The sequence below is a fragment of the Staphylococcus sp. EZ-P03 genome, assembly GCF_003344575.1.
Taxonomy (GTDB): Bacteria; Bacillota; Bacilli; order Staphylococcales; family Staphylococcaceae; genus Staphylococcus; species Staphylococcus simulans_B.
In genome coordinates this window covers 203,798-221,114 of the sequence record NZ_QPMO01000009.1, presented here as the reverse complement: position 1 = coordinate 221,114, position 17,317 = coordinate 203,798, and the positions used below count along the sequence as shown (strand labels likewise).

General features: G+C 35.9%; 15 protein-coding genes. 11 read left to right on the top strand and 4 right to left on the bottom strand.

Features of this window, described 5'->3' with window-relative positions; genetic code table 11:
* The first annotated feature begins 180 nt into the window (after nucleotides 1–180).
* Nucleotides 181–702, top strand: a complete 522-nt coding sequence (locus DVJ99_RS05235) for an NAD(P)H-dependent oxidoreductase (RefSeq protein WP_162912138.1) — start codon at nucleotides 181–183, stop codon at nucleotides 700–702.
* Between the two features lie 48 nt (nucleotides 703–750).
* Here DVJ99_RS05235 and DVJ99_RS05230 read toward each other — a convergent pair whose 3' ends face one another.
* Nucleotides 751–1,434, bottom strand: coding sequence for a phosphoribosylaminoimidazolesuccinocarboxamide synthase (locus DVJ99_RS05230; protein ID WP_105992881.1), 684 nt, complete (start codon nucleotides 1,432–1,434; stop codon nucleotides 751–753).
* Nucleotides 1,435–1,754: 320 nt separating this feature from the next.
* Entirely contained in the window at nucleotides 1,755–2,378 is a 624-nt protein-coding gene (lexA, locus tag DVJ99_RS05225) for a transcriptional repressor LexA (protein ID WP_114603423.1), read from the bottom strand.
* Between the two features lie 143 nt (nucleotides 2,379–2,521).
* Between lexA and sosA the strand changes: the two genes are divergently transcribed.
* The 7 genes from sosA (at nucleotide 2,522) to sbcC (ending at nucleotide 10,808) form a co-directional block, all read left to right on the top strand.
* The gene (gene sosA, locus DVJ99_RS05220) at nucleotides 2,522–2,755 is read left to right on the top strand and encodes a DNA damage-induced cell division inhibitor SosA (protein ID WP_105992879.1); all 234 of its coding nucleotides are present in this window, start codon (nucleotides 2,522–2,524) and stop codon (nucleotides 2,753–2,755) included.
* A 153-nt stretch (nucleotides 2,756–2,908) separates the two neighbouring features.
* On the top strand, nucleotides 2,909–3,151 hold the full coding sequence (locus DVJ99_RS05215; RefSeq protein WP_105992878.1) for a DUF896 domain-containing protein: 243 nt from the start codon (nucleotides 2,909–2,911) through the stop codon (nucleotides 3,149–3,151).
* A gap of 197 nt (nucleotides 3,152–3,348) precedes the next feature.
* A complete protein-coding gene (gene tkt, locus DVJ99_RS05210) occupies nucleotides 3,349–5,337 on the top strand; it encodes a transketolase (RefSeq protein ID WP_114603422.1) in 1,989 nt (662 codons plus the stop codon).
* A 185-nt stretch (nucleotides 5,338–5,522) separates the two neighbouring features.
* Nucleotides 5,523–5,753: a YneF family protein gene (locus tag DVJ99_RS05205; RefSeq protein WP_023015255.1), complete on the top strand. Its 231-nt coding sequence runs from the start codon at nucleotides 5,523–5,525 to the stop codon at nucleotides 5,751–5,753.
* 180 nt (nucleotides 5,754–5,933) lie between these two features.
* Entirely contained in the window at nucleotides 5,934–6,401 is a 468-nt protein-coding gene (locus DVJ99_RS05200) for a CcdC family protein (RefSeq protein WP_114603421.1), read from the top strand.
* 247 nt (nucleotides 6,402–6,648) lie between these two features.
* Nucleotides 6,649–7,776: an exonuclease subunit SbcD gene (gene sbcD, locus DVJ99_RS05195; protein ID WP_114603420.1), complete on the top strand. Its 1,128-nt coding sequence runs from the start codon at nucleotides 6,649–6,651 to the stop codon at nucleotides 7,774–7,776.
* Nucleotides 7,773–10,808: an exonuclease subunit SbcC gene (gene sbcC, locus DVJ99_RS05190; RefSeq protein ID WP_114603419.1), complete on the top strand. Its 3,036-nt coding sequence runs from the start codon at nucleotides 7,773–7,775 to the stop codon at nucleotides 10,806–10,808. Before sbcD ends, sbcC begins: the two co-directional genes overlap by 4 nt.
* 81 nt (nucleotides 10,809–10,889) lie before the next feature.
* Here the strand turns inward: sbcC and mscL are convergent, their stop codons facing one another.
* The gene (gene mscL / locus DVJ99_RS05185; protein WP_105992873.1) at nucleotides 10,890–11,261 is read right to left on the bottom strand and encodes a large conductance mechanosensitive channel protein MscL; all 372 of its coding nucleotides are present in this window, start codon (nucleotides 11,259–11,261) and stop codon (nucleotides 10,890–10,892) included.
* Nucleotides 11,262–11,638: 377 nt separating this feature from the next.
* Between mscL and DVJ99_RS05180 the strand changes: the two genes are divergently transcribed.
* The 3 genes from DVJ99_RS05180 to menI all read left to right on the top strand — a co-directional run bounded on the left by DVJ99_RS05180 (nucleotide 11,639) and on the right by menI (nucleotide 16,821).
* On the top strand, nucleotides 11,639–13,273 hold the full coding sequence (locus tag DVJ99_RS05180) for a BCCT family transporter (protein WP_114603418.1): 1,635 nt from the start codon (nucleotides 11,639–11,641) through the stop codon (nucleotides 13,271–13,273).
* Nucleotides 13,274–13,534: 261 nt separating this feature from the next.
* The gene (acnA, locus tag DVJ99_RS05175) at nucleotides 13,535–16,240 is read left to right on the top strand and encodes an aconitate hydratase AcnA (RefSeq protein ID WP_114603417.1); all 2,706 of its coding nucleotides are present in this window, start codon (nucleotides 13,535–13,537) and stop codon (nucleotides 16,238–16,240) included.
* A gap of 119 nt (nucleotides 16,241–16,359) precedes the next feature.
* Nucleotides 16,360–16,821 carry a 1,4-dihydroxy-2-naphthoyl-CoA hydrolase MenI gene (gene menI / locus DVJ99_RS05170; RefSeq protein WP_114603416.1) on the top strand — a complete coding sequence of 154 codons (462 nt, stop codon included), beginning with the start codon at nucleotides 16,360–16,362 and terminating at the stop codon, nucleotides 16,819–16,821.
* Between the two features lie 56 nt (nucleotides 16,822–16,877).
* Here the strand turns inward: menI and DVJ99_RS05165 are convergent, their stop codons facing one another.
* Nucleotides 16,878–17,189: a HesB/YadR/YfhF family protein gene (locus tag DVJ99_RS05165; RefSeq protein WP_114603415.1), complete on the bottom strand. Its 312-nt coding sequence runs from the start codon at nucleotides 17,187–17,189 to the stop codon at nucleotides 16,878–16,880.
* Nucleotides 17,190–17,317 lie beyond the last annotated feature (128 nt).

Sequence of the window (17,317 nt, the reverse complement as noted above, 5' to 3'; positions counted from 1 at the left end):
ACTGTTAATCACAAATTGTAACTGTGGTTAACAGTTTTTTTATGGAAAAATTATTGTTGATCTCATGTTGTGTCAGTATTATTAATAATGAATAAGCTGATAAGGTAGTGTATATTGTAATTATAGTCGATGAAATAGTCATGTTTTATGTATTATAACTTAATTCAAAGGGGCGTTATTATGCATACATTAGTAATCATTACACATCCGGATATGAAGCACTCAGTAGTGAATCGTATGTGGAAAGATGCTGTGGTTAGTGAACAGATTGATATGGTTGAATTATATGGACTGTATCCTGACAGCAAAATTGATGTGTCGCGCGAACAAGAAAGGTTATTGAATTATGATACAATTGTGTTCCAATTTCCTCTCTATTGGTATAGTAGTCCGCCATTATTAAAACAGTATCTGGATGAAGTGTTCTTATATAATTTTGCGTATGGTCCAGAAGGAACGAAACTTCATAATAAAAAGTTTGCGATTGCGACGACAGTAGGCAGTTTAGAAGAAGATTATTCTAAAGAAGGTTCGAATGGATTTGCATTAGAAACATTGTTATCGCCATTCATTGCGACTTTTAATTATATAGGGGCTAAATATAAGGGATACTTTGCGCAGTATGGCACTGTAAATCATGCGAGTTATGATGATTTGCTCGAGGGGACCAAACAGTATATCGCATTCATAAAGTCTATTTAATAAATAAAATGCCGGAACTGAAATTTTCAATTCCGGCATTTTTTTAAATTAAAATAGGTAGTTTCCGAATTCTAACGGTTCAATGTATTTACCGTCTTTATCAAAGACACGCATGTTGCCTCCAGAAATTTCATCAATAAGCAATACTTCGCCAGTTGCTTCATCGCGACCGAACTCTAATTTAATATCGTATAACTCTAAACCTTTTTGTGCGAGTTCATCTTTAATGATGTCAGAAATTTTAACTGTTAAATCAGCAATTTCATCATATTCGCCGGGTTTTAAAATATTTAGGGCTTCAAGAGCTGCTTTGTTGATAAGAGGATCTTGTCGTTCGTCATCTTTTAAAGTCATTTCAACATAACCGTTAAGTGGTGCACCGTCTTCAATATAGTCGCCATATCTGCGGATGAAAGAACCGACAGCACGATATCTGCAAATGACTTCTAATCCATTACCGAACACTGATACTTTTTTAACGCGCATTTGGCGTTCATCAAGGTCAGAATCAATATAATGAGTTGGAATACCTGCAGCGTTAATTTTTTCGAAGAAATAGCTTGTCATTTTCAATCCAGCTTTTCCTGAACCTTCGACAGTCAATCCTACTTGGTTTTCACCTGGATCAAACACTCCGTCTTTACCAGTCATATCATCTTTGAAGAATAAAACAACTTCACCATCTTTGTCTTGATATACATCTTTCGTTTTACCTTTGTATAGTAAGTCCATTTTCATTTCACTCCTAAAGTTATACTTATATTCATTATAAGAGAATTCTCGATTTATATAAATATCAAACTATGAAACCAGCAAGAAAATATAGATGAGATTAATTGCTTACTTTTCTTTTTGGCCTCTTTTAGCAGTATACAAAGCTTAATATGTTAAAGAAAGTAAAAACATAATATAGAATAGCAAAAAAGCACGCCTTAATGTCTATAAGTTGAGGACACTAAGGCATGCTTATATTTAAAAAAGATTAGATTTATTCATTTAATCACGAACAATAATTAAGAAGAGATGATATGCCTATGAACAGAAGCGACAGCTTATAGTTCTCTAAATAGGCCGACAACTTTGCCTAATACTGTTACATGTTCAAGGTAAATCGGATCCATTGTGCTGTTTTCAGGTTGCAGTCTATAACGGTGTTTTTCTTTATAGAATCGTTTTACTGTTGCTTCATCATCTTCAGTCATAGCAACAATAATGTCGCCGTTTTCTGCAATTGTCTGGCTTCTGACAATTACTTTATCTCCATCTAAAATACCTGCTTCAATCATACTGTCACCGACAACATTCAAAATAAATATGTCGCTGTTGTGCGTTGAAGTAAAGTGTTCTGGTAATGGGAAGTACTCTTCAACATTTTCAACTGCTGTAATTGGAATGCCGGCAGTAACTTTACCGATGACAGGAACATGAATAGTACCTTCGATTTCTGCAGAATCTTCTATTTGATCGCTTACAATTTCAATTGCTCTTGGTTTTGTAGGGTCGCGTCGGATATAACCTTTGCTTTCCAAACGTGATAAGTGGCCATGAACTGTAGAGCTTGATGCTAATCCTACAGCTTCACCGATTTCTCTGACACTAGGCGGATAACCTTTTGTTTGAACTACTGATTTAATATATTCATAAATTTCGCTTTGACGCTTCGTAAGTTCAGTCATATATATGCACATCCTCTTCTAATTTGTTCTTATTATAGCATGTTAAAAATATCTTTACAAACATTTGTTCGTAAAAGTGTTGACACCGAACAGTCGTTCTGATATTGTGTTTATACAAACAAATGTTCTAGGGGTGTTCAATTATGATTAAGAAATATCAAACGAGTTTTTTACTATACACAGCAGTATTGTTAATGTCTTTCATGTTGGTTTCAGCGTTTTTAATCGGAGCAGAGCAGTCAGGGAATCAGGAACAAGTGTACGAAATGACGGATCATACACTTTCAGCTAAAACAGAACAAAAAGCCGAACAAGAACAGCAATATATAGAAAAAGACGAACAGAACAGCAAACCTATTGTTGCAGCTGTTCGATAAATAAATAGTAATTCATAAAATTGTCATATCATTTTCTTGTTATTCATTGTGTAAAAGCGACGCATTCGGGAAAAGTTAAACAAGCATATTCATTTTGTTTTAAACAATTATTTGCTAATATGAATAATCATCAGACTAATGGAGGTCAAGAATATGGCAGATCAACATAAAGAAACTATTAATAGAATTAATGAACTTTCTAAAAAGAAAAAAGCTGAAGGCTTAACTAAAGAAGAAGCAAAAGAAAGAGCAGAATTGCATCAAAAATATTTGGAAACTTTCCGTGAAGGTTTCAAACAGCAAATTGAAAATACAAAAGTGTTAGATCCAGAAGGAAACGATGTAACACCTGAAAAATTAAAACAAGTACAACGTGAGCAAAATAAAAGAAAATAATTTAAATTATATTAAACTATGAATAAGAGCTTTTAGAACAAAATACCTATGTTCTGAGAGCTCATTTTTTGTTATATTTGAAGATTTTTCATCATATTTTATTTGATAGCGATTTCATAAGAACAATCAATGTGAAAAGCCGAGAATATAATGTATAATGGCATAAAATCATGCTGTATAGAAAGGAAGTTATATTGATGTTCGATAAAAGAGACGACCTTGCAATTAATACAATCAGAGCATTAAGTATTGATGCAATTGAAAAAGCAAATTCTGGTCACCCTGGATTACCTATGGGTGCTGCACCAATGGCGTACACATTATGGACACGTCATTTGAATTTCAATCCTAATTCAAATGAATATTTCAACAGAGACAGATTTATTTTATCTGCAGGACATGGTTCAGCATTGCTTTACAGCTTGCTGCATGTATCTGGAAGCTTAGAATTAGAGGAATTAAAACAATTCAGACAATGGGATTCTAAAACACCAGGACACCCAGAGTTCAGACATACACAAGGTGTTGAAGTAACAACAGGTCCATTAGGACAAGGTTTAGCAATGTCAGTTGGTATGGCAATGGCTGAAAACCACTTAGCCGGCAAATTCAATAAACCGGACGCAGAAGTCGTTAACCATTACACTTATGTGTTAGCTTCTGATGGTGACTTAATGGAAGGTATTTCACATGAAGCGGCTTCATTAGCAGGCCACTTGCAATTAGATAAATTAATCGTACTTTACGATTCAAATGATATCTCATTAGACGGCGACTTAGATAAAGCTTTCTCAGAAGACATCAAAAAACGTTTTGAAGCATATGGTTGGAACCATATCTTAGTTAAAGACGGCAATGACTTAGACGAAATCAATAACGCAATTGAAAAAGCTAAAGAACAAAACGGACCAACAATGATTGAAGTGAAAACAGTGATTGGTTACGGTTCACCTAACAAATCAGGTACACATGGCGTACATGGTGCACCGCTTGGTGAAGATGAACGTACTTTAACTTTAGAAAACTATAAACTTGATCCTGAAAAACGTTTCTACGTTCCAGATGAAGTTTATGACGTATTCAACGAAACAATGTTGAAACGTGCAAATGAAAATGAAGATGCTTGGAAAGCATTAGTTGAAAAATATTCAAAAGAATATCCTGAGTTAGCTCAAGAATTCAAAGACGCAATTGCTGGTAAATTACCAGATAATTACGAAGCAGAATTACCTGAATTTGAAGTAGGTTCAGAAAGTGCAACACGTGCTGATTCTGGTGAAGTTATTCAAGCATTAAGCAAATCTGTACCTTCATTCTTCGGCGGTTCAGCAGACTTAGCTGGTTCAAACAAATCTAACGTTAAAGATGCATCAGATTATGATCGCAATACACCAGAAGGTAAAAACATCTGGTTCGGTGTAAGAGAATTTGCGATGGCTGCTGCTGTTAACGGTATGGCTGCACACGGCGGTGTTAATCCTTACGGTGCAACATTCTTCGTATTCAGCGACTATTTAAAACCAGCATTAAGACTTTCAGCTATCATGGGTCTTAACTCAACATTCATCTTTACTCACGACTCTATTGCTGTAGGTGAAGATGGTCCAACACACGAACCGGTTGAACAATTACCAGGTTTACGTGCAATCCCTAACATGAACGTTATCCGTCCAGCAGACGGCAACGAAACTCGCGTTGCTTGGGAAGTTGCTTTAGAAAGCGAACAAACACCGACTTCATTAGTATTAACACGTCAAAACCTTCCAGTATTAGATGTTTCAAAAGAAACAGTCGAAGAAGGTGTACGTAAAGGTGCATATGTTGTTTACGAATCTGATGAAAACCCAGAATACCTTGTATTAGCTTCTGGTTCAGAAGTAAGCTTAGCAGTAGAAGCTGCTAAAACATTTGCGGATAACGGCAATTCAATTCGTGTCGTATCTATGCCGAACTGGCACGCATTCGAACAACAACCTAAATCTTACCAAGATGAAGTAATTCCTCCAACAATCACAAAACGTTTAGCAGTGGAAATGGCTTCTTCATTAGGTTGGCACAAATATGTCGGTTTACAAGGCGAAGTACTTGGAATCGATCGTTTCGGCGCAAGTGCACCAGGCGGTTTAGTTGTTGAAAAATACGGCTTCACTAAAGAAAACGTATTAAAATTATTAAACAATCTATAAAATTTTATAGTGCAATAAACGAAAGAGCTATTCCGGTAATTAAAACAGTTATTAATAATCATGTTTTAATGGAGCTTGGAATAGCTCTTTTTCTTGTGAATAGAGTCAGTCATAGTTAAAATACAACTTGAAATGATAAAGTTATTTTAGTAAAATGCTAAAGGATAAAGAAAGTGGGTGAGACAATGGCAACTTGGATAGCAATTCTATTAATCATTGCTGCACTAATCATCGGTTTAGTAGGTGGTTTCTTCTTAGCGAGAAAGTATATGATGGATTATCTTAAAAAGAACCCTCCGATTAACGAAGAGATGTTACGTATGATGATGATGCAAATGGGCCAAAAACCATCTCAAAAGAAAATCAATCAAATGATGACGATGATGAACAAAAACATGGATCAAAAAATGAAATAAAAGTATCTGTAATAAGAAAGCTGTGTGGGTTGAACATACGGCTTTCTTTTGTTTTATAGTAAAGCAAATACTGGAAGGATTTACATATTTTAATCATTTTGTATGGCATTTCGTATGTGCAATGATATACTATAAAATGATTTCTATGAATATACTTAATGACGAAAAGAAGGTGTCACTGTGTTATATCTTATATTTTCCATCGGTATAGCATTTTTAATGGGCGCTGCCGTAATCATAGTGAGAATGAAGGCGCAAAAGTTTCCAGTCAATGAGAAGAAACTCATTTTACCGCCAATATTTATGTCTACGGGTGCTTTAATGTTTGTTGTGCCTTATTTTAGATTAACAGGTATGGAAATCCTTGAATCTATGATTGTAGGGGTTTTGTTTTCAACCGTACTGATTTGGACTTCTCGCTTTGAGGTGAAGGGCTCAAATATATATATGAAACGTTCAAAAGCGTTTCCGATTATTTTAATTACATTATTAATCATCAGAACTGTTATGAAGATTGTCATCAGCAGTCAGATTCATCCAGGTCAACTTGCCGGCATGTTCTTCTTGCTTGCCTTTTCAATGATTGTACCTTGGAGAATCGCGATGTTATTGAAATATAAAAAGTTGAAAAGAGAAATTGCAGGATAAAAGTGATAAACGATGTTTTTCAATAAAATTGAAAGGCGTCGTTTACTTTTTTTGGGGTAAAACAAAAAGAAGGAAAGGTGATTATAATGAAGTTAAAACATGTCTTAGGTATTATCGGAGCAATTATTGCAGGGATGATATATACATTCTCTCTTTTTCAAAAACTTTATAAAAAATAAACATTGTGCGCCTTTTCTCTATAATGAGAAAGGCGTTTCATATTATACTTTATGCAAGAGGTGATTCAATGAAAATAATACATACGGCCGATTGGCATTTAGGCAAAATATTAAACGGACAGTCCTTTTTAGAAGATCAACGTTATATTCTGAATCAATTTATTGAAGCGATGAAAAAAGAAGAACCAGATGCCATTGTGATTGCGGGTGATTTGTACGACAATTCCACGCCTAATAAGGAAACAGTGAAATTATTAGAAGCAACTATAGCAGAGTTAAACCTGAAAATGTGCCTGCCTATAGTGATTATCAGCGGAAATCATGATGGCAGAACACGTTTGAATTACGGTTCGAATTGGTTTGAACACAGCAATCTATATATCCGTACCAGTCTTGAATCTATGTACGAGCCGATAACAATCAACGGTGTTAATTTTTATACCTTGCCTTATGCGACGATAGGAGAGCTGCAGCATTTCTTTAAAGATGAAGACATTCAAACTTATGAACAAGGCATTGAATGCTGCTTAAGACGTATGTCTGAACAGCTGAATAAAGAACAAACGAATATTTTAGTCGGGCATCTCACAGTAGCAGGCGGAATTACTTCTGATTCTGAACGTCATTTATCAATTGGTACTGTAGAACAAGTTCCGCAAAACTTTATGAAGCAATTCGATTCTGTTATGTTAGGGCATTTGCATCATCCTTTCAGTATTCAATCTGACTTTGTCTTTTACAGCGGGTCATTATTGCAATACTCCTTCTCTGAAACGAATCAATCTAAAGGCTATCGTGTTGTAAATATAGACGACACCGGGAATATTAAAAGTACTTTTGTGCCGCTTCAACCATTACGTCAATTAGAAGTCATTCAAGGCACTTATGAAGATGCGATTCAAGAAAGACTAGAAGTAAAAAATAACAACAACTATATTCACTTCAACTTAACCAACTTATCGCATATCAATGACCCGATGCTGAATTTAAAACAAATTTACCCAAATGTCTTGTCATTAACCAATGAATCGCAAACATTTACTAGTACGTACGAACAAAAAGAAATCAAGAAAATGACAGATCAAGAAATCATTGAAGACTTTTATTCTAATATGACTCAAAATAAATTAAGCGAAGTACAAGTGAATAAAATCAATGCATTGTTAGATCGTATGATAGGAGGCGGCGAAGCATGAGACCATTAAAACTGCATTTGAAAAACTTCGGACCTTTCTTAGACGAAACGATTGATTTTACCGAGCTTGAGGGCAATGAGCTGTTTTTAATCAGCGGTAAAACAGGATCAGGCAAATCAATGATTTTCGATGCTATTGTGTTTGCGTTATTCGATGAAGGTTCACTTGAAACCAGAAAAAGCAAAGACTTCAGAAGCCATTTTGCGGATGGAGATGCACCGATGGTAGTAGAGTTTACCTTCCAACTAAAGGACAGAATTTTTAAAGTAATACGCCAACCTTCATTTATCAAAGAAGGGAACAAAACAGAAACCGGCGGCGATGCAAGAATTTTTGAATGGGTCAACGATGACTTTGAATTAATTGAAAGCCGTGTGAAACAAGGCAAGACGTACCTTAAAGAATTATTAGGGGTGAATGCGAGTCAATTCAGACAGCTTTTCATTTTACCGCAAGGTGAATTTAAAAAATTCCTCTTCTCAAAAAGTTCGGAGAAGCAAACCATTTTACGTACGCTCTTTAATACTGTGCGTTTTGAACAGCTGCAAAAACAATTGTATGAAGAAATCAAAGAAGAAAAACATCAAATCGAATTGCGTTATCAAACGATTGACCAGCTTTGGAATGATGTAGAAGATTTCGATGACGCACTACTGCAAGAACTGAAAACAACACCAAGTATGCAGACAGATAAGCTTTTAACTTTGATGCCTCAATTTAAAGAAAAAGCGCAAACATTGTTAGAAACATTGAAAAAACAAAAAGAAGAAAAAGAACAGCAGTTCAATAAAGTTGAAAGTACTTATCGAAAAGCACAAGAACTCGATCAAGATATCGAAGCATTAAAAAAGGTTCAAGCAGAATATCATAAACTCAATGAAGATGCACAGCGTATTACACAATTAGAACAATTAGTGAAACAACTTAGAGAGGTAAGACCGCTGCATCAAATTTTGAAATCATTAGATACTGCGCAACAAAAGCATAATAAACTCATTCAAAATGCTGAAGACTTAAACGCAAAAATCAAAGAAAATGATAATGCACTTCAAAGCGAACAAGAAAAATTGGATAACTTAAAAAAGCAAGAAGCATCGTATGAAAAAGAAAAAGGGTTTATCAGTGAAACACAATATTTCTATCGCAACTTAAAACAATTCACAGCAGCATATCAAGAAATTGAAGAAGTAAAAGAAAAGGTTGAAGATCATCAAAAAAATCTTGAAACAAAAGAAACAGAACTTGAGTCGATTCGTAAAGAAAGCAAAGATGAAAAGCCGGATTACGATCAAGTCAATCAATTAACTAAAGTGCTGTTTGAACTGCAAAATGATATCAAAGAGACTAAACAGTACCAAACAGAAGTTGAGCAGTATGAAGCCAGAAAGCAAAAGAAACAGCAATTGGAAAAATCATTAACATCTAATCATCAAAAGCTTGAAAATTTAGAAGCGGAGATTAATCAATTCAATACACATCATTTAGAATTAGACAATCAAGAAGCAATGATAAAAAAGCTGCAATCTATGTTAGAACCTGGAGATAAATGTCCGATTTGCGGAAATGAAATCGAATCGTTATCAGACCATGTAGATTATGAGCAGTTACGTGCGCATCGCGAGCAATTAAATCAGCTTCAACAGCAAAGAGATGAAATCAAGTCTGAAGCAGCGGAATTAAAAACGAAAGCTGCGATTGAGCAGCAGGAAATCGAGAAGTTTGAACAACAAGACAGTGCAAAAGAAATCAAATCGATTCCTGAATTAGAGGAAAAATATCAAGCAGCTGAGACTAAAAAAACAGAGCAAGAAAAACGCAATAAAGCGATTGAAGCATTAATTCAAAGACAGACTAAAATCAATGAAGAAGTGCAATCACTGAAATTAGCACTGAAAGATAAACGTTCAGAACTTAGTCGATTAGAAGAGTTGATTCAAACATTCGAAACACAAACACAATATAAAACAACGCATGCATTCAAATTAGATTACGAAGAGAAAGAACAAAAAGTCAAAGCGTATGAAACTGCACTTGAAACACATACACAAAAATTGCGTGAGTTGCGTCAACAAGCAGAATTACTTCAGCATTCTCAGACAAATGTTCAAGAACAAATCAAAGAGAATGATACACATATGACAGAGCTGCAAGCTCAATCAAAAGCAGAAATGAAAACGCTGGGAATAGCGTCGCCTGAAGCGGTCAAAGTAGTATTAGAACAAATGGATCAAAAAGATGAGATTGAGGAGGAAGTCGAGGCATTCCGTAAAAAGCAAATTCAACTTTCAAGTCACATCGAAACGTTGCAAAAAAGAGTGAATCAGCAAGAAAAACCAGATTTAGAAACAATAGAAGCACAAGTCAGTGAAGCGAAAACTCAATTAAATGAATATGTTCGTCTGGTTAACAACCATGAATTCAAAATGGAAACGAATGTAAAACAATTTAAAGAATTGAAACAAGAAATCACAACGCTTCAACAAGAATTAGAAGAACAAGAAGAAATCTTCCGTCTGTCTGAAATACTATCTGGTAAAAATGATCAAAAATTGACGTTAGAGAACTATGTATTGATTCATTATTTGAATTTAATTATTCAAAATGCGAACCTGCGCTTTTATCAAATGACCAATAATCGCTATAAACTTGTCAGAAGCGAAGCTGTCGGGAAAGGATACAGCGGCTTAGACATCGAAGTCTTTGATATGCATTCGAATAAGGCGCGTCCAATCGGAACACTGTCCGGCGGAGAATCTTTCCAAGCTGCATTAGCATTGGCATTAGGGTTAAGTGAAGTAGTTCAGCAAGAATCAGGCGGTATTACGTTAGAATCTATCTTTATCGACGAAGGTTTCGGCACGCTTGATCAAGAAACATTAGAAACAGCACTCGATACATTGCTGAATATTAAAATATCAGGACGTATGGTCGGAATTATTTCTCATGTCAGCGAGCTTAAACAACGTATTCCGATTATCTTAGAAGTTCAATCAAACAATTATCAAAGTACAACTGAATTCAAGTTTCAATAAAAAAAGCAATGCTGCAAAAAATCTTGCGGCATTGCTTTTTCATGCTTCGATGTTGAACGGCTAAAACGTTGCAATAGCTTTTTATTTTTCGGATGAACCGTTTTGTTTTTGAAGCAAGTCTCTGATTTCTGTCAGTAAAATAGTGTTTTCTTCTGGCTCTTCCTCAACTTCTTCTTTCTTGATCATTGTATTTGCGACTTTTACAAATAAGAATAATGCAAAGGCTACGATAATGAAGTCGATGATAGATTGAATGAATAAACCGTATTTAATACCGAATGCTGACCAGTTTTTCGCAAAATCAACTGTACCGAAAATCAAACCGATTAAAGGCATGATAATGTATGTAACTAATGACGTTACAATTTTGTTGAATGCAGCACCCATTACTACAGCAACAGCTAAGTCTAATACATTCCCCTTGAATGCGAACTCTTTAAATTCTTTAAACATTTAGTTTCCTCCTAAATTTGCTAGGTTTAGTATACCGTAAGTAGTTGGCATATCAAACCGTTTTTTTCGAAAAGTCTTCACAAGTGTTTAAAAATACAACGAATGATACTAATAAATCTAATATTTTCCTTTTAAAATCAGCTTTTTGGGTATATTAAAGTAATGTATTGTCTTACCAAACAATAGTTGTGAATTTTCAACAACTTATTTTTGGTATAAATTATTTTATTGAGATTGTATAATCATTTTTTGTACATTTGATTATGCTTCATAGTTTTGTTATGCTAGTATTTGGTTTTTCGCGAATATGATATTTTGTTATAAAATATCTGTTGTATTTTTTGACAATAAAATATATAGAAAGGGAGTAATTGATTATGAATTCTTCTCAACACAGTAAGAATGGTAAGAAATTATCCCCGGTATTTATATACGGTTCGATATTAGTTCTGATCGTAGTACTTGCCGGTGCAATCTTTCCTAGCCAGTTTCAGGCTGGAACAAATACAATCAAACTGTGGATTACTGATAAATTGGGTTGGTATTACTTAATTTTAACTACAATCATTGTATTCTTCTGTATTTTCCTTATCTTTAGCCCAATCGGAAAACTGAAGTTAGGGAAACCGAACGACAAACCGGAATTCAATACGATTTCTTGGTTTGCGATGCTATTTAGTGCTGGTATGGGTATCGGACTTGTTTTCTATGGTGCCGCAGAACCAATGGGACACTTTGCAGCACCGCCAGAAGCGGATCCTAAATCAGCAGAAGCTTATACAGAAGCATTACGATCTACTTTCTTCCACTGGGGCTTCCATGCCTGGGCAGTATATGGTGTTGTAGCATTAGCACTAGCATACGCTCAATTCAGAAAGGGAGAACCAGGTTTATTATCTAAGACTTTACGTCCTATTTTAGGCGATAGAGTAGACGGACCTATCGGTACAATCATTGACGTATTAGCAGTATTCGCTACTGTAGTCGGTGTAGCTGTATCACTAGGTATGGGTGCACTTCAAATCAATGGTGGTTTACATTACTTATTCGGTATTCCAAACAATGTTTGGGTACAAGGTATTATCATTTTGATTGTAACAGTTCTGTTCATCGCATCAGCATGGTCTGGTCTGAGCAGAGGTATCCAATATTTAAGTAACTTGAACATTGGTTTAGGTACAATCCTAATGATAGTTGCGTTAATTATCGGTCCTACAGTATTAATTTTAGATATGTTTACAAGCTCAACAGGCAGCTTGTTAAATTCATTCTTATCTAACAGTTTTGATACTGCAGCATTAAATTCAGACAAACGTGAGTGGATGTCAGGCTGGACATTATACTATTGGGGCTGGTGGTTAAGCTGGAGTCCATTCGTAGGTGTGTTCATCGCACGTGTTTCTAAAGGACGTTCAATTCGTGAATTCATCTCTGGTGTACTTCTAGTACCAGCTATCGTAAGTTTCATCTGGTTCAGTGTGTTCGGTGTACTAGGTATTGAAACTGGTAAAAAACATCAAGAAATTTTCGATATGTCAGCTGAGACACAACTCTTCGCAGTGTTCAATCACTTACCGTTAGGTTTTGTGCTATCGATTGTTGCGTTATTATTAATCGCTTCATTCTTTATCACATCTGCCGACTCAGCAACATTCGTATTAGGTATGCAGACATCATTCGGTTCACTTGAACCATCTTCATATATCAAGGTTTCATGGGGGGTTGCACAATCATTAATCGCATTCATCTTGCTATTCTCAGGCGGGGATACTGGATTAGACTCACTTCAAAGTGCGGCGATTATCAGTGCATTGCCATTCTCCATTATCGTCATCATGATGATGGTAGCCTTTTACAAAGATGCGAACCGAGAACGTAAATTCTTAGGCTTAACATTAACGCCGAATAAACACAGATTAGAAGAATATGTTAAATATTCTCAACAAGATTATGAAGAAGATATTTTAGAAAAACGCAAATCACGCAGAGAAATACAAAACTCAGACTCATAATTAAATTACGAAACGCTGTCTTTCATCATGAAGGGCAGCGTTTTTGTATACATAACAGAAAACAGCGGATTAAATGAAAATAATTCTCAATCAATAAAAGATACTTATTACACGAACCTTATGTGATAAGTAATTCTTATACATACTGATTATAAAACAAAAACGGTGAACTTCTGATTTTTAATGAATATCAGTTGTATTCGCTATCATTCCCATATACAATCTAATTAAAGGCATAATATTGAATCAGGGGGGATTTACATGTCTTCTAACATTAAAGAGCAAGCAAAAAAATCGTTTACTTTAAACGACAAAACGTATACTTATTACGATTTGCAGACATTAGAAGAACAAGGTTTAACTAAAATCAACAAATTGCCATACTCAATTCGAGTATTGCTAGAATCAGTATTAAGACAAGAAGATGGCTTCGTAATCACTGATGATCACATTGAACAATTAGCAAAATTCGGTAATGGCGGCGATGGTGAAGTACCTTTCAAACCATCACGTGTTATTTTGCAAGACTTCACTGGTGTTCCAGCAGTTGTAGACTTAGCATCATTACGTAAAGCAATGGATGATGTGGGGGGAGATATCAACAAAATCAACCCAGAAGTACCTGTAGACTTAGTTATTGACCACTCAGTACAAGTTGACAGTTACGCAAATCCAGATGCATTGCGTCAAAACATGAAATTAGAATTCCACCGCAACTTCGAACGTTACCAATTCTTAAACTGGGCAACAAAAGCATTCGATAACTATAATGCAGTTCCGCCAGCAACTGGTATCGTTCACCAAGTTAACTTAGAGTATTTAGCAAACGTTGTACATGCTAGAGACGTAGACGGCGAAACAGTAGCATTCCCAGATACATTAGTAGGTACTGACTCTCATACAACTATGATTAACGGTTTAGGTGTATTAGGTTGGGGTGTCGGCGGTATTGAAGCTGAAGCAGGTATGCTTGGACAACCTTCATACTTCCCAATTCCAGACGTTATCGGTGTGCGCTTAGAGAACCAATTACCTCAAGGTGCAACAGCTACTGACTTAGCTTTACGCGTAACTGAAGAATTACGTAAAAAAGGCGTTGTCGGCAAATTCGTAGAATTCTATGGTCCAGGTGTACAGCACTTGCCATTAGCTGACCGTGCAACAATCGCAAACATGGCGCCTGAATATGGTGCAACATGCGGTTTCTTCCCGGTTGACGAAGAATCATTAAAATATTTACGCTTAACAGGCCGTTCTGAAGAACAAATCGAACTTGTTGAAGAATACTTAAAACAAAACCACATGTTCTTCGACGTTGAAAAAGAAGATCCTTCTTACACAGATGTTCTTGAATTAGACTTATCTACTGTAGAACCTTCTTTATCAGGTCCTAAACGTCCTCAAGACTTAATTAAATTAGGCGACATGAAAGAAGAATTCGAAAAAGCAGTAACAGCTCCGGCTGGCAACCAAGGTTTCGGATTCGATGAATCTGAATTCGATAAAGAAGCTACTATCGAATTTGAAGACGGCAGAACTGCTAAAATGACTACAGGCGACATCGCAATTGCGGCGATTACATCTTGTACAAACACATCTAACCCATACGTTATGTTAGGTGCTGGTTTAGTTGCGAAAAAAGCAGTAGAAAAAGGATTAAAAGTTCCTGAATTCGTGAAAACATCATTAGCGCCAGGTTCAAAAGTTGTAACTGGCTACTTAGCTGATTCAGGCTTGCAAGAGTACTTAGATGCATTAGGCTTCAACTTAGTAGGTTATGGTTGTACGACATGTATCGGTAACTCAGGTCCGTTATTACCAGAAATCGAAAAAGCAATTTCAGGAGAAGACTTGCTTGTAACTTCAGTATTATCTGGTAACCGTAACTTCGAAGGTCGTATCCACCCATTAGTTAAAGGTAACTACTTAGCATCTCCGCCATTAGTTGTGGCATATGCTTTAGCAGGTACTGTAGATATCGACTTGCAAAATGACCCATTAGGTCAAGATAAAGACGGCAATGACGTTTACTTAAACGACATCTGGCCATCAATCAAAGAAGTTGCAGATACTGTTGAAAGCACTGTAACACCTAAATTATTCCGTGAAGAATATTCAGATGTTTACACAAATAACGAAATGTGGAATGAAATTGAAACTACGGATCAACCATTATATGACTTTGATCCTAAATCAACTTATATCCAAAACCCAACATTCTTCCAAGGCTTATCTAAAGAACCAGGTAAGATTGAACCGCTTAAAGATTTACGCGTAATGGGTAAATTCGGCGACTCAGTAACAACTGACCACATTTCACCAGCAGGTGCAATCGGTAAAGATACACCAGCAGGTCAATACTTGCAAGAAAACGGAGTACCAATCAGAGAGTTCAACTCTTACGGTTCTCGTCGTGGTAACCACGAAGTAATGGTAAGAGGTACATTCGCAAACATCCGTATTAAAAACCAATTAGCGCCAGGTACTGAAGGCGGCTTCACAACATACTGGCCAACAGGCGAAGTAATGTCAATTTACGATGCAGCTATGAAGTACAAAGAAGACGGTACAGGTTTAGTTGTATTAGCAGGCAACGACTACGGTATGGGCTCATCTCGTGACTGGGCAGCAAAAGGTACAAACTTATTAGGTGTTAAAACTGTTATTGCTCAAAGCTATGAACGTATCCACCGTTCTAACTTAGTTATGATGGGTGTATTACCGCTTCAATTCCAAGACGGCGATTCAGCTGACAGCCTTGGATTAGATGGTACTGAAGAAATTTCAGTAGACATCGACGAATCAGTAAAACCACATGACAAAGTTAAAGTTGCAGCTAAAAAATCAAACGGGGAAACAATCGAATTCGATGTTATCGCACGTTTCGATTCACAAGTTGAGTTAGACTACTACCGTCATGGCGGTATCTTACAACTTGTATTACGTAACAAATTAGCAACTGCATAAGGGAAATCTACCCTTATCTCAATAGATAATAAGAGGCTGAGATGGTTTGAAACTGTCTTAGTCTCTTTATTTTGTGCTATGATATTATATGGAATGAGTAAAGAAAGTGTGGCGTTAAAATGATATACAGTATCACTGAGATAGAAGCAAGATACCAAGAAACAGACAAAATGGGATTCATTTACCATGGAAACTATGCGACGTGGTTTGAGGTTGCACGTACAGACTATATCAGCAAGTTAGGTTTTAGTTATGCGGATATGGAAGACAGAGGTATCATTTCTCCTGTAACACATTTGGATATGAAGTTTATCAAACCTGTAACTTATCCGGAGAAAGTAAAGATTAAAACTTGGGTGGAACGTTATTCGCGCTTACGCTCATTGTATAAGTATGAAATATACAATGAAAAAGGCGAAATTACGACAACAGGTACTACAGAATTAATCTGTATGACAGAAGATACGCATACACCGATTCGACTAGATCGTCATTTCCCTGATTGGCATGAAGTGTATCAAGAAGTAGAAAGACGCAATAAAGCCGGCGAACAGTTTGAAGTTGTCGACGGTCTTCAATAATTGAATGCAAAGATTAAAAAACTGGGACATGCTCTACATGCCCCAGTTTATCTATGCTATTCTTGTTCAATATTTTGTTTGATAACAATTTCATCTTGCGCATCTACATCTATTGTTAATGCGATATCTTGATAATACCATAAGTCATTTTCAGTAATAATGATATTGACACCGTCGAAATTGTTTTCATATGCAATTTCTTCAGGTTGGTTTGCAAGCGAATCAATATTAAATGCAGGGCTGAAACCTTGCTTGATTTGCGGTGCGCCGCCATAGCGAACGATAAAATGGATAGCTTTGCCTTCTTGAGGTAAATCGAATTCATCTTTGAACCACGCGATTGCTTTATCTGTCAGGTTAAATTCCATGGTAAAACTCCTCTCATTATCAACAAAATATTAGTTTGCAATAATTTTAGTGCAATAACTAATTATACATTAGAGTATAACCGGTATGAGATGTATATTAACAGTAATAATGCTTCAACAATCAAAAA

Coding starts and splice junctions, on each gene's coding strand:
- lexA (WP_114603423.1), bottom strand. CDS start 2,378: ATGACTGAACTTACGAAGCGTCAAAGCGAAATTTATGAATATATTAAA.
- DVJ99_RS05205 (WP_023015255.1), top strand. CDS start 5,523: ATGGCAACTTGGATAGCAATTCTATTAATCATTGCTGCACTAATCATC.
- sbcC (WP_114603419.1), top strand. CDS start 7,773: ATGAGACCATTAAAACTGCATTTGAAAAACTTCGGACCTTTCTTAGAC.
- sosA (WP_105992879.1), top strand. CDS start 2,522: ATGATTAAGAAATATCAAACGAGTTTTTTACTATACACAGCAGTATTG.
- acnA (WP_114603417.1), top strand. CDS start 13,535: ATGTCTTCTAACATTAAAGAGCAAGCAAAAAAATCGTTTACTTTAAAC.
- DVJ99_RS05235 (WP_162912138.1), top strand. CDS start 181: ATGCATACATTAGTAATCATTACACATCCGGATATGAAGCACTCAGTA.
- DVJ99_RS05180 (WP_114603418.1), top strand. CDS start 11,639: ATGAATTCTTCTCAACACAGTAAGAATGGTAAGAAATTATCCCCGGTA.
- DVJ99_RS05215 (WP_105992878.1), top strand. CDS start 2,909: ATGGCAGATCAACATAAAGAAACTATTAATAGAATTAATGAACTTTCT.
- menI (WP_114603416.1), top strand. CDS start 16,360: ATGATATACAGTATCACTGAGATAGAAGCAAGATACCAAGAAACAGAC.
- tkt (WP_114603422.1), top strand. CDS start 3,349: ATGTTCGATAAAAGAGACGACCTTGCAATTAATACAATCAGAGCATTA.
- mscL (WP_105992873.1), bottom strand. CDS start 11,261: ATGTTTAAAGAATTTAAAGAGTTCGCATTCAAGGGGAATGTATTAGAC.
- DVJ99_RS05230 (WP_105992881.1), bottom strand. CDS start 1,434: ATGGACTTACTATACAAAGGTAAAACGAAAGATGTATATCAAGACAAA.
- sbcD (WP_114603420.1), top strand. CDS start 6,649: ATGAAAATAATACATACGGCCGATTGGCATTTAGGCAAAATATTAAAC.
- DVJ99_RS05165 (WP_114603415.1), bottom strand. CDS start 17,189: ATGGAATTTAACCTGACAGATAAAGCAATCGCGTGGTTCAAAGATGAA.